The organism is Clostridium akagii DSM 12554 (assembly GCF_000686725.1).
GTDB lineage: Bacteria > Bacillota > Clostridia > Clostridiales > Clostridiaceae > Clostridium_I > Clostridium_I akagii.
The window spans coordinates 51,571-64,657 of the sequence record NZ_JMLK01000018.1; the positions used below are offsets into that span (position 1 = coordinate 51,571).

Annotated in this window: 14 protein-coding genes and 1 riboswitch; of the genes, 10 read left to right on the forward strand and 4 right to left on the reverse strand. The window is 31.2% G+C overall.

What is annotated here, in order from left to right:
• Positions 1–105: 105 nt before the first annotated feature.
• The 5 genes from BR66_RS0110840 to BR66_RS0110860 all read left to right on the forward strand — a co-directional run bounded on the left by BR66_RS0110840 (position 106) and on the right by BR66_RS0110860 (position 4,120).
• Entirely contained in the window at positions 106–528 is a 423-nt protein-coding gene (locus BR66_RS0110840; RefSeq protein WP_051624193.1) for a hypothetical protein, read from the forward strand.
• A gap of 48 nt (positions 529–576) precedes the next feature.
• Complete coding sequence (locus BR66_RS0110845; RefSeq protein ID WP_026882965.1) at positions 577–1,485, forward strand: PhzF family isomerase; 909 nt, start codon at positions 577–579, stop codon at positions 1,483–1,485.
• A 165-nt stretch (positions 1,486–1,650) separates the two neighbouring features.
• A complete protein-coding gene (locus BR66_RS0110850) occupies positions 1,651–2,445 on the forward strand; it encodes an alpha/beta hydrolase (protein ID WP_051624194.1) in 795 nt (264 codons plus the stop codon).
• 127 nt (positions 2,446–2,572) lie between these two features.
• The gene (locus BR66_RS0110855) at positions 2,573–3,490 is read left to right on the forward strand and encodes a prenyltransferase/squalene oxidase repeat-containing protein (RefSeq protein WP_026882967.1); all 918 of its coding nucleotides are present in this window, start codon (positions 2,573–2,575) and stop codon (positions 3,488–3,490) included.
• A gap of 147 nt (positions 3,491–3,637) precedes the next feature.
• A complete protein-coding gene (locus tag BR66_RS0110860; RefSeq protein ID WP_242841145.1) occupies positions 3,638–4,120 on the forward strand; it encodes a cysteine hydrolase family protein in 483 nt (160 codons plus the stop codon).
• Positions 4,121–4,256: 136 nt separating this feature from the next.
• Here the strand turns inward: BR66_RS0110860 and BR66_RS0110865 are convergent, their stop codons facing one another.
• Positions 4,257–4,898, reverse strand: coding sequence for a TetR/AcrR family transcriptional regulator (locus tag BR66_RS0110865; RefSeq protein ID WP_026882969.1), 642 nt, complete (start codon positions 4,896–4,898; stop codon positions 4,257–4,259).
• Between the two features lie 211 nt (positions 4,899–5,109).
• Here BR66_RS0110865 and BR66_RS0110870 point away from each other — a divergent pair, with 211 nt between their 5' ends.
• Together BR66_RS0110870 and BR66_RS0110875 are read left to right on the forward strand one after the other, a co-directional pair.
• The gene (locus BR66_RS0110870) at positions 5,110–5,829 is read left to right on the forward strand and encodes a flavodoxin family protein (protein WP_026882970.1); all 720 of its coding nucleotides are present in this window, start codon (positions 5,110–5,112) and stop codon (positions 5,827–5,829) included.
• A 50-nt stretch (positions 5,830–5,879) separates the two neighbouring features.
• Positions 5,880–6,116, forward strand: a complete 237-nt coding sequence (locus BR66_RS0110875; RefSeq protein ID WP_026882971.1) for a hypothetical protein — start codon at positions 5,880–5,882, stop codon at positions 6,114–6,116.
• 489 nt (positions 6,117–6,605) lie between these two features.
• On the opposite strand, the gene BR66_RS0110880 is transcribed toward BR66_RS0110875, so the two are convergent.
• Positions 6,606–7,067, reverse strand: coding sequence for a peptidylprolyl isomerase (locus BR66_RS0110880; protein ID WP_242841148.1), 462 nt, complete (start codon positions 7,065–7,067; stop codon positions 6,606–6,608).
• A gap of 407 nt (positions 7,068–7,474) precedes the next feature.
• Positions 7,475–7,655, forward strand: a riboswitch (cobalamin riboswitch).
• Positions 7,656–7,782: 127 nt separating this feature from the next.
• On the opposite strand from BR66_RS0110880, the gene BR66_RS0110885 reads away from it, so the two are divergent.
• On the forward strand, positions 7,783–8,814 hold the full coding sequence (locus BR66_RS0110885) for a HoxN/HupN/NixA family nickel/cobalt transporter (protein ID WP_035796026.1): 1,032 nt from the start codon (positions 7,783–7,785) through the stop codon (positions 8,812–8,814).
• Positions 8,815–8,868: 54 nt separating this feature from the next.
• Complete coding sequence (locus BR66_RS0110890; protein WP_026882974.1) at positions 8,869–9,255, forward strand: MerR family transcriptional regulator; 387 nt, start codon at positions 8,869–8,871, stop codon at positions 9,253–9,255.
• Positions 9,256–9,317: 62 nt separating this feature from the next.
• On the opposite strand, the gene BR66_RS0110895 is transcribed toward BR66_RS0110890, so the two are convergent.
• Both BR66_RS0110895 and BR66_RS0110900 read right to left on the reverse strand, forming a co-directional pair.
• Positions 9,318–9,764, reverse strand: a complete 447-nt coding sequence (locus tag BR66_RS0110895; RefSeq protein ID WP_026882975.1) for a MarR family winged helix-turn-helix transcriptional regulator — start codon at positions 9,762–9,764, stop codon at positions 9,318–9,320.
• Between the two features lie 52 nt (positions 9,765–9,816).
• A complete protein-coding gene (locus BR66_RS0110900) occupies positions 9,817–10,224 on the reverse strand; it encodes a MerR family transcriptional regulator (protein ID WP_026882976.1) in 408 nt (135 codons plus the stop codon).
• Positions 10,225–10,418: 194 nt separating this feature from the next.
• Between BR66_RS0110900 and BR66_RS0110905 the strand changes: the two genes are divergently transcribed.
• A complete protein-coding gene (locus tag BR66_RS0110905) occupies positions 10,419–13,082 on the forward strand; it encodes a DEAD/DEAH box helicase (RefSeq protein ID WP_026882977.1) in 2,664 nt (887 codons plus the stop codon).
• The last annotated feature ends 5 nt before the right edge of the window (positions 13,083–13,087 follow it).

Genomic DNA, 13,087 nt, shown 5'->3' on the forward strand with positions numbered 1-13,087 from the left:
AAGAATTTAAGAAATTAGCACTTAAACGTTAGAATCATATAACTTTCATAGTTGGTGAAAATTAATTATTGTATTGCAAATAATATTGAGCTTAAGGAGGCACGCATGAAGAATTTTGGAATGTCAATGTTATGGTTTTGGACTTGCTATTTTATAGTTACAATTATTGGAGTTATACACACAGTATTTAATATTTATGTGTTAAAAATGAGTCGGATGGACGAAAAAAGCATGGGTGATGGATATGAAAAAACAAAACCTTGGCACCCACTTTATAATATTATTCTTTTTTCCGTATTCGGTTGGTTATATATGCGAGGTTTATCTGCGCCAAGTTTTGAAGATGCTCTTATTACTGGTGCAATATGGGCAGGACTCTGTATTGTATTTGATGTTTTTGGTTGGGTGATAATTAAGCATCCTTGGAGTCTTTCTTTCAAAGAATTCTACATTGATTATCAGCCATGGATTACACTTATCTATCTAGCAATTTTTGTTGGTCCAGTAATTGGATATTTTTTTGCATAATATTATCATTAGGAAGATATACATTTAAGATAACTAGGGGGTAAAATCATGACAAAAAAATATAATTTATACCAAATAGACTCATTCACAAAGGAAAAATTTGTTGGGAATCCAGCCGGAGTTATAACAAATGCTGATGGGTTAACTTCAGAGGAAATGCAGAAAATAGCTAGGGAACTTAATAATTCTGAAACAGCTTTTATCTTTACTTCAAATAATAATGAGTATGATGTTCATACAAGATTCTTCACGCCAACAAATGAAGTACCAATTTGCGGACATGCAACTATTGCTGCTTACTATGCTTATGCTATTGAAAATGAACTTAACACTTCAAAAATTTATCATAAGACAGGTGCAGGCGTTTTGCCTGTTAATATAGTGAAAGAAAATAAAGATTACAAAATTACTATGACGCAAGGCAAAATTGAATTTGGCGATATTATTGAAGGGATAAACAGGAATACCCTTTTATCATCAATGAATATAAGTGATGAAGATTTATTAGAAAGTTATCCAATTCAGGTAGTTTCAACAGGTCATTCTAAGGTTATGATTGGTATAAAAAACATTGCAATATTAAATAAAATAAAACCTAATTACGATGCTCTTTCTAAATTGAGCAATATTATTAAATGTAATGGATATTATGTTTTTACAGTGGATTCCGAGGATAGTGATGTTTTGGTTCACGGTAGAATGTTCGCTCCGGCTATAGGTATCAATGAAGATCCTGTAACTGGAAATGCCAACGGTCCGTTGGGCGCATATTTGATTCACCATAAATTGATCAATCATGATAATTATATATTTTTATTTAAAGCTAAACAAGGTGAGGCTATAAAACGTTCGGGTATTATTGAAGTCGAGGTAATTATAGAAAATAATGAACCTATGGAGGTTAAAATTTCAGGAAATGCTGTAATAGTATTTAAATCTGAATTATTATTTAAATAATTGGCGGTTGTGAATTAATCTTATTAGGTATATAAAAAAATTATTATTTAATTATTTGGTTTTTAATTATAGATAAATTAATTTATGAAGCGACAAAATAGTGAAAATGCGTTATAAAAATGTTTATAATAACCGAATAAATCGGAAATTATCGAGGTAATGATAATGTCAATATGGATAAAAATAATCTTGAAAGTATTGTTTTGGATTCTTGTTGGGGGAATTGGTTTCAATTATATAATGCGGTTTATAAGTTATTCTTTTTATAAGCGTGCAAAACAAAATGGTAAGACTGAAGAAACTGTTCAAAAAATTGAGATTGGTAATTCGCTCGTAGGATATGTAAGAAGTGTTAATTTTCATGAGAAAAAGAAAACTATACTTTATTTTGGTGGTTCTGGCGAAATTGCATATAATGCTGCTTTGAGTTATGGGAAGCTATTTAATGATTACATTTTTGCTTGTGTAGATTATAAAGGAACTCAAGAAAGTAAAGGGAGGATGAATTTAAAGACAATGCAAGAATCTGCATTGCAGCTATATGATTACATAATCAAACAAGATTATGTGGACACTTCGCATATTGTTATTATGGGATATAGCTATGGATCAGGAATTGCAACATATCTTGCTTCAAAAAGAAAATGTTCAAAACTTGTATTGATAGCTGGCTATCGTGATATTTGTGATTTATACAATAAAATTATACCTGTCTTCTTTGGGCCAATTAGAATATTTGTTACAGACAATATTGATGCAAAAACATATGCTACAAACATCCAAGAAGAATCTTTACTTATTACATCAGATGGTGACAAAACAATAAACAAGAAAATCCCACAAGCACTTTCAAAACATTTCAAAAATGCAATAGTAAAAGAATTTAAGGGAATTGACCATGCAGATTATTGGAAACACGAAGAAGTTGTTTCATATATCCATGAGTTTATAGATAACTAAATTCTAATTATCCATATAACAGGGAGTCCCCAAAATTAATGTTCAATTGATAAATATAGTGAAAATCAAAGATAATTAGATCGCTTATGTAAGGTAAATAAGTTTAATTAAAAAAGGAGAAATAAAAATGAAAAAGTTATCAAAAACTCTTTTTGAACAATTAAATAGCTATATGAATAAAGACGTTAGACCATTGGAAAAAGCTATATTCAATTATTATTTTAATGATTCAAGTGGTGAAGATATATTAGATTCATTGGAAGCATTTCAAAATACAGATGGAGGTTTTGGTAAAGGTATAGAACCCGATTTTAAACTTATAAAGTCCTCACCAATGGCAACATCGATTGGTTTAAGACATTTGAGCAAGTTAGATAATAGTGATAGGGCACAAAATATGATTGCAAAGGCTGTTGAATATCTTGAGACGACTTTTGATAGTAATAGAAATGGTTGGTATAGTGTTCCTAGTATTGTTAACAACTATCCTCATGCACCTTGGTGGGAATTTAGAAATGATATAAATATGACAGTTATTGATTATTCATGGGGAAATCCTACTGCTGAATTGATAGGGTATGTTTATAAATATAAAAAATACCTCAATAAACTAGATATTGATTCTTTAAGAAATTATGCTATAACTAATTTAAATAATCGTACAGAGTTTAACTCAGAACATGAAATAATAAGTTATATTCATATGTATAATACTCTAGACGAAGAATTTTCTAGCCAAATTGTAGATACACTAAAATTAGCTGTTTCTGAATTAGTTAACATAAACCAATCTGAGTGGATAAATTATGTACCGACACCATTAAAATTTATAAACTTAGATTCTAAGAACTTTTTTGGAATTGAGTGTAAATTCATAGATCAAAATTTAGATTATTTAATAGATGGACTTGAAGAAAATGGTAAAGTATTGACTACATGGCAGTGGGACAAGTATTTAGAAGAATGGGAAATTGCTAAGAATGAATGGATGGGAATCCTAACCCTTGAGGCTTTATTATCTTTATTAAAGTTTAATCGAATATAGATAAGGTAATAGGAAGGATTTTTCATAAATTTAGTCACAATCAACTGTTAGAATTACTGAAAAAATTAGTAGTTTAAGTTACTTAGGAATCGTTGAAAAATGCGAAGAAAAATACACAGACAAATAGTAATTTAAAAAGGTGGTTTGATGGGTTTAATGAAATATTTATTAGTTATAGATATGCAGGAAGACTACGTAGGAGATTCTCGGAATGTAAAAATGTATCCTTATGATTCTAAGAAACTGATACATTCTATCAATGATAAAATTTTTGAATATCCTAAAGAATCAGTGATTTACATTGTAAATAGATTCTTTTGGGAAATTGGGAGAAAACCAAAAAAATTAGTTAATGGACTTTCTGTTATATCTGATAATGTGTTTGAAAAAAGAAAGGCAAGTTGTTTTTCTAATAAAAAGTTATTGGATTATTTACAAAAGGTAAATGCAAGCGAACTTGAGTTAGTCGGTGTAGATGGTAATTACTGTGTAGGTGCTTCAGCAATTGATGGAATAACTAATCAATATAAAATTTTATTTAATGAATCACTTGTTGGTATTGGAAATTATAACAAATTCAAAAAAACAAAAAAGAAATTAGAGGAAAGTGGTGTGATATTTACCGCTTAAACAATATAAGGTTCATGTTTGTAAAAAAACTATTTAATATTTGAGATAAAAGTAGTACATCAATTTACAATTACTCATATGTACCATACCCACATTTTAAAAAAAGGTATGATACTAGCAAATCACAGAAAGCATGTTATTTTTTCGCACGAAAGATATCGCATAATAAACTCATATTGAGATAGATAAAATCTTCTTGATTGAGTGAAAAATGATTTGTAAATGTTTTACCGGACACAGAAAGCATGTTAAAAAATGCTGTTATTAAAAATTCAGCAGAATAAGTTACACTCATTGTGTCAAGATCTGTACGTATACTTCCGTCTGCTTTACCTTCATCAATAACATTTAGAACCTCCTGTGCTAGTAAGTCAGTAAACTTATTGAATTCGAGATATTGGGTTACATTTTGATTTTTTGATTTTATATATCCAACATAGTTCATTAACTGCAAAGTACCAGGATAATCCTTATAGAATCGATAATAAGCAGATGCTAAACTCTCAAGCTTTTCAAAGCCGGTACTACAACCATCATTAATCTCCTCATGAAAGTAGTATATAAGTCGATTAAATCCTCTAACTACCACTGCAAAATACAAATCTTCTTTATCTGTAAAATATTGATATACCGTCTTTCTAGTAAACTCGGCCTCTCTAGCTATTTCTTCCATTGAAGCTCCGTTAAATCCCATTATAGTAAATATTTTTTCTGCAGCATTTATGATATCTTCTTCTCTTGTCTTTTTCTCTTTTTCTCGTCTAGATATAATATCCATAAAATTTTCTCCTCTTGATTGACAACTGTGATAAACATGATGTATAATTTGGTTACAACGTGTAACATCTGTAGACAACATGTATACGAATATTATATGATATTATTTTTTTCCTGTCAACAAATAGGAAGAGTATGGTTATACATACTTGTTGATCAAATAGGCAGATTACAACGTTATGCGCGTATATATGGTAAGAGGAGATGCAAATATGAAAAAAAATATTAAAGTAGTTGGAGTGATAAGCAGTGCAAGATTTAATGGAAATACTGCTGCACTTGTGAGAGAAGCACTTAAGGGTGCTGAAGAAGAAGGTGCATCAGTAATGGAAATTTTCCTTCCCAAATATAAGCTTGGATTTTGCACAGGGTGTTTAACTTGTACAGCCAAGGGGAAATGTCCTGTACTTGACGATTTTGAAGCCATTAGAAAACTTATTTATGAAGCTGATGGAATTATTTTGGGGTCTCCAACCTATGCTATGGAACATAATGCAATTATGAAGTGTTTTTTTGAACGATTGGGACCTTACACCATGTATGCCTCTTTGCTTGGCGGGAAGTATGGTGCGGGAATATCTACATCCTACGGCAATTCATCAAAAAAAGTAGCTAAGGGTCTTACTGGAGTATTTAAGCTGGGAATATTTCAAAGGAGTTACGTTTCGGGATTTCTAGGAGTAAACACTATGGTTAAAGGAGTCGAAAGAAGAGTTAGTGAAAGTCTTGCTGACATGAATAAAGCTCATGACCTGGGAAGAAAAATGACAATGGACATAAATAGTGGGAATAAGTATCATTTTCAGAATTTAATTATGCGGATAATTATTTCCATATCCTTAAAGCCTATTTTTAAAAAAAGTATTTTGCGGAATAAAGAAGGAAGGGAACATGCTACGTATAGTAGCCTTCACCAAAGGGGTCTGATCTGAGTAAAGCCTTGAATACAAATCAAAAAAATTACTTACATAGGGGGAGCATTATGGGGAGATTTTTATCAAAATTATCAACTGATATGTTAAAGGTTTCAACAAAAAAATATATCTTGATTTTCATTGGAGTTCTATTATTCATGGGATATCTGTCTACTAATAATGTTACAGGTACAGCTAGACTTAAAGAAATCAGTAACGGAATTCAACCCTTGGATATGAAGTTTAGCTATAGTCAAGGTGAAGCATATGATATTATCAAAAGATTAGGAGTTTTAGGACGATAGTTTTATATTAAATGGTTACTTATTGATTTTGTGGTTTCACTTTCGACGATGATCCTTCATTCCTGCATTATCACGTATTTTCTTAAGAAATTATCCATCAGTGGGAAAATACAAAAAATAAACCTACTCCCCTATGCTAGAGGTGCTTTTGATTACCTGGAAAACTGTACTATTTTAATAATGCTTCTTAACTATCCTAAAGTGTTTATGGCAGTTGCAAGCATATCTAATTTAATGACGATTATAAAATGGATTTTATTTGTTATTTCTTTGGCTGTTATAATCATTCTCATGATTATAACAGGATTCAAAGCTATCAAATTTAGGTATACTACTTTTTAGAGTACTAAATTGTTTGACTAACAAAGAATAATATAAGGAGAAATATGGATATAGTAGTGATATATGATAAAAAATATGACTATGAGTTTAACCCATCAAAAAAGTCGATACATTAGTATCCAAATTACTTTCTGAAAAGTCCATCTGCTACTGTATTTGTACAGTAACTTTTTTCATTGTTTGAGGTGTTAAAGGTTTATCATTTGCATCTCTTTTTATACTTACTATCTTATCAACCTCGTCCATACCTTGTGTAACTTTTCCAAAAGCAGCATAGTCACCATCAAGCCCAGGATTATCTTTTACCATAATAAAAAATTGAGAGCCAGCTGAATTTGGTTCTTGTGTTCTTGCCATAGAAAGAATTCCTCGGGTATGTTTTAGAGGATTATTAAATCCGTTGCTTTTGAATTCTCCTGTGATGGTATATCCAGGTCCACCGCCGCCAGTACCAGTTGGGTCTCCACCTTGTATCATGAATTCTGGAATTACTCTATGAAATATCAAGCCATTATAAAAACCTTTTTGTATTAAGCTTATAAAATTATCTACTGTTTTAGGAGCAATGTCAGGGTATAATTCAGCCTTGATTACTGCACCATCAGCCATTTCAATAGTTACGATAGGTTTTTTTTCACTGTATTTACTTTTATATTTAGAGCTTGAAGAAGTATTAGCTTTTGTTGTACCATTACTTGAATTTGTTTTAGATGAGCTTGAACATCCAACTGCTAGCAGAGCCACCATAAGCAGAGAAAAAAATATTAATTTTTTCTTTAGATTGATAATTTTCATGTTTTAAAGTCCTCCTTAAAAATTTACACTTTTTAAATGAAATATGTCATTTTAACATAAGTTACTAATTATAGATAGTTTAATCAAACCTATAAGTATATTACCAAAACATGTGTTTATATTCAATAGCTACATTATTAAATATACTTTTATTCATGAGCTACAATTTAAAGTTTTATTAAAGAAATAATCCATAAAACTTTGACAAGAAAACTAAACCATAGTAATCTAAAAGAATAAGTTTAATCAATAATGATTAATTAAAAGGGAATCAGGTGAGAATCCTGAACGGTCACGCCACTGTAAAAGATGAATTTAAATATAATAGCCACTGGGAAACTGGGAAGGCAAATTTAAATAATGATTCCAAGTCAGGAGACCTGCTTATGTTTTACGCTTTCAAACTCTACGATTGATAGGGAGGGTGTTATAAAATTAATATATTTAAACTGATTTTTTATTCATAATTTTATTTACTGATTTTTTTTATTAATCTGGCTCAGTAAATACAGTTATGAAAGGATAAAATATGAACAAAAATTTGTTAGCAAACTCAAAGAATGGATATTTAGAAGCCTCAAAATATTTATTTATGGTTTTTACAATATATTGTGTAGGAGGAATACTTCTTTTTTCTAATATAGTTAGGTATCCTCAGATTTTAGGAATGGCCGTATTATCTTATACTTTTGGCCTTCAGCATGCTTTTGATGTAGATCATATTGCCGCTATTGATAATATGTCTCGTAAATTAATTGGGCAGGGTAAAAAGACTAAGGGCGTAGGCTTTTTCTTTTCAATTGGACATTCCACAACAGTAATTATTTTGGCTCTATTAACAATTTTTGCAGTGAGATGGGCAGAAAAAGCACTTCCTAAGTTTAATGCAGTTGGAGGCGTTGTTGCTACCTTGATTTCTGGTTGTTTTCTACTTCTTCTTGCAATAATAAATTTAATTATGTTAAAAGATATTATAATTACTTTTAGAAGTATGCGTCATGGGGATTATCATGAAAAGATTGATGAAGAATCAAATAAGGGTTTCATAGGTGCCTTGATAAATCGCTTACTTAATATCATAACTAAAAATGGACATGTTTATATAGTAGGATTTTTATTTGGGCTTGGTTTTGATACTGCGACGCAGATAGCAGTACTAGCCACTTCAGCAACAGCTGTTAATCAAGGGGTTCCATGGATAGCAATTTTATCTTTCCCAATTCTCTTTACAGCAGGTATGACTACTATGGATACCTTAGATGGAATATTTATGAGTACGGCTTACAAATGGGTGCTTTCTTCCCCACTAAGAAAAGTATATTACAATTTAACTATAACAGGTCTTTCAATACTAGCTGCAGGAGTTATTGGTATAATAGAAGTAGTTCAGGTAATAGCTGAGGAACGTAATCTTAACAGTGGTGTATGGCTATGGCTTCAGAACTTGGATTTTAATATAATGGGGCGTATTCTAGTTGTAATGTTTATAATAGTTTGGTCCGTATCATTTATAGGGTGGAAAGTATTTCGTCTTGGAGAAAAGGAAACTGATTATATTTAAGTGCTGAGCAAAACCATATTTACAAATTTCATTCAGTGAAGGAGGTATTTTTATATGATGATTTCAAAAGTAAGTCAAAAATACAATATATCAGCAGATACGCTACGGTATTATGAGCGAATTGGTTTGATTCCACCAGTGAATCGAAATGTGAACGGAATCAGGGATTATACAGAAGAAGATTGTAATTGGGTCCATTTTATGAAATGTATGCGCGGTGCAGGACTTTCCATTGAAGTATTAGTAGAGTACATAACCATGTCTCAGCAGGGGGATTCTACAATCAAAGCTAGAAAAGAGCTTTTGATAGAACAACGTAGTCGGCTTGCCGAAGACATTAAAGAAAGGCAGGAAACGCTTAAACGTCTGGATAAAAAAATTTATGGATATGAAGAGAGAATGTTTGCAAAAAAAGAAAAACTAAAAAGACCAGATGCCTAATTTTGGTCTTTTAAATATTTAAATAGGAAACAGTTATATGTATATATTATCCTAAATAAAATTCACTTCACCAAAACTTCAATATCCTTTAAGCTTTTTAATAATTCTTCAAATCGTACTTTGCCAATACCGTTCTCTATCTTATTCTGTGCTTCATTCCACAGTGGAGTAGCCACCTCTATTATTTTAATGCCCTTATCAGTTATGGATATGGATTTTTTTCTGCAGTCTTTTTCTTCTTTTTTAATGTTAATATATCCGTTCTTTTTAAGCAATTGAATATTTCTTGTTACAGTGCTTTGATCCATGAGTAAAATGTCTCCAAGGTCACAAACAGAAATATTTTCATTCAAATAAATATCCAATAATAATAAGCATTGAGTACTCCGTAGACCAGTTGGTTGAAGTATTTTATCATAAAATTGTGTAATAGTTCGGGTGGTTTTCCGAAGATTACCGCAGGCACAATTTTTTATATGTTCCTTATCCAATGAATTTAAACTGCACATAAATTACCTCCAACTCAATATATGTATATGCATATACTATATTATTTTTAGATTAATGTAAAGACCTTGGTTTTATATCTTGATGGATTTTCTCAGTTCCAGCACTTAGTGCAGTTTTATAATACCAGCATTTATAATTAATGGTGCTCAGAGTTTTTTGGAGGGCAGCCATTTGTTCTTCAACTATTTCCTTACGTTCCATAAACATATTATAACGCTCTTGAAGGGTAGTATCACCATGTATACACCAATCAATAAATATTTTAATATCTTTAATTGGCATTCCGGTCATTTTTAGGCATTCAATAATATCAAGCAATTGTAGATCGTTGTCCGAAAAGACTCGAATGCCGGAATCTTTACGTTCAACAAATGGTAAAAGTCCTTCTTTATCATAGTAACGCAGAGTTGATGGTGATAATTTAAATTTTTTAGCAACTTCACCGATTGTATAATTCATATAGACCTCCTAATGTTCAGTGATGTAATTAGAGCTAAAGTAAGCTTTAATTACAAATAATTAATAGCACATTTTATTGTTTATGTCAATAAAAATGCTGGAATTGAAATTAAAGCTGCAAAATCGTATACTAACAATTACATTTACTTTGGTATATAATTATAAAATACTTTAGTAAAATGGGAGAAATATTAATGAATATATATGATTTAAGCATATACAATAAAACATTACCTAAAAGACAAGCAAAGTATGTGGATTTTCCTAGTACTTTATCATATGATTTGTGTAGTTACCTTTCTGAGAAAGGAATTACGAAACTATATTGTCACCAGGCTGAGATGTTTGAAAAGGCTATGAGACATAACAATATTGTTATAACTACATCCACAGCAAGTGGAAAAACTCTAAGCTTCTTATTACCAGTTATTCAAGAAATTTTATCAAATCCACTGGCAAGGGCCATTTTTATATACCCAACCAAAGCATTAGCAAGTGATCAATATCGTGCCATCGTGCCTTATTTGGAGTATTTTGGAGAAAACAGGATTTCAGCAGGTGTGTATGATGGAGATACTACAGTAAATGAAAGACGCAGAATTAGAAAAAGTGCCAATATAATTTTAACCAATCCAGAAATGCTGAATGGTGCATTTTTGCCAAACCACAGTAAATTTGGATTTGATTTTATATTTTCTAATTTGAAATATGTTGTGATTGATGAACTACATACATATAGAGGAGCATTTGGTTCTCATCTGGCTAATGTTTTTCGAAGATTCAAAAGAGTATGCAGATATTATAATTCATCACCGCAATATCTATGCAGTTCAGCAACTATAGCAAATCCTGTGGAACTGGCAGAGGAAATCTGTGGAGAAAAATTTATTGAAATTTATAAAGACGGTTCACCGGCTACGCAGAGAAAATATGTGCTTGTACAACCACCAAAGATTATGGGAGCTGATAAAAAGTATTATGGACAAGTGCAGACAACCTCAGTTGCAGCAGAGATAATACCGGATTTAGTAGAAAGTGGTAACACTTTTATTGCTTTTGCCAAATCAAGAAGAAACGTTGAAGTGATATTAAAAGAATCCAGGGACAAATTAGAATCGGAAAGGTTTTTTGGAGCATCTTTAACGGATCAGATATCTGGATACAGGGGTGGGTATACCCAATTAGAACGTAAAGAAATTGAAAATAAAATGATTACAGGAGTTTTAAGTGGACTTATATCTACCAATGCTTTAGAACTTGGTATTGATATTGGAGAAATTGATACCACAGTACTTGTTGGATATCCAGGAACTAGAGCGTCTTTTTGGCAACAGACAGGGAGAGCAGGTAGAAGTGGAAAAGAATGCACAAATTATTTAATACTTGATTGTATGCCTTTTGATCAGTATATTGCAATTAATCCGGATTGGCTATTTGAAAATGGCAGTGAAAATGCAGTGATTGATAAAAATAATCTTTTGATAGAACTTGCACATATACGTGCAGCGGCAGCAGAAATCCCCTTAACTTTAGATGATATTTCGCTTTTTCCGGATTTAGGAGAAACAATTCCAGTTTTAATCAGAGCAAATGAGTTAACAAGTCTTGGTGGTAAGTTTGCATGGTCTGGAAATTCGTTCCCAGCAGGAGATTTCAGTTTAAGAAATATTGATAAATCTAGATATAAACTAATTAATAAGGAAAACAATAAAGAAATTACAGAAATGGATGAAATGCAGGCATTTCGGGAAATTCATAGTGGAGCAATTTATATGCATGGAGGCATTCAGTATCAGGTAATAAAACTTGATTTGGAAAGTAGAACTGCATTTGTTATACCCTTTGATGGAAACTATTATACAATGCCGGGAAGTAATACAAATATCAGGATTATTCAAGGTAGTAAGGAAATGGATTATAAGCGCACAAAAGTTGCTTTTGGCGACGTAAATGTTGATGAAATGGTTTATATGTATAAAAAACTGCAATTTCACAATCATCAGAACTTAGGCTTTGAACAATTGGAAAAACCATTGTCAAAGGATTATGATACAGAAAGTACATGGATAAAAATCCCTTGCAATGTTGTAAAGGTATATAGAACACTGCTTCAGGAGAGTCAAAATGGCAAGTTTATAAGAAATAATCATTTTGAAGGATTGTGTTATGCAATTAAAAATGCGGCAATGATGGTCACGATGACAGAACAGGAAGATATTGGAGCTAATGCCACCAATAATGCAATAGAAATAAGTGAAAATTTTTCTGATGAAGTATATATGTTTATTTATGATAAATATATAGGAGGCCTAGGTTATGCAGAAAAAATATTTGATTTTGCTGCAAAGATTATTGAAAATGCTATTAATATGGTCAGTGGATGTAGATGCGAAAGTGGTTGCGCGGCATGTATTGGAGATTATAAACTAGATAAAGGCATGGTTTTGTGGGGACTAAAGAATTTATTAGAAGAATTACCAGTTCCTAAAGGCGTCAAATTAGTGGAATATGCACCATCAACTTTTATTAAAAAAACATTCCAATTTGCAGAGTTGCAGGAAACATGGAAAGAATTCTGTGAATACATGCAGGAAAGTGGAGATGCATTTGGAGCATTCCTAAGTGCAATTTCAGAGGTAGAAATAGAGAATAACGTTATAACATTAGTTTTGCATAATTCTTTTTATAAAGAATGGGTAATGGAAGAACACAATAAACGAAGTTTAATAAATATTATTTCTTTTTATACAGAAGCACCTGCAGTGATTGAATTAAAAATAAGACTTGAAAATACAAAAGACGACAGAACAAATGTGAAAAATAAATTACAGAAAAGATATGAAAATCTTGTAGAATAGGAGGA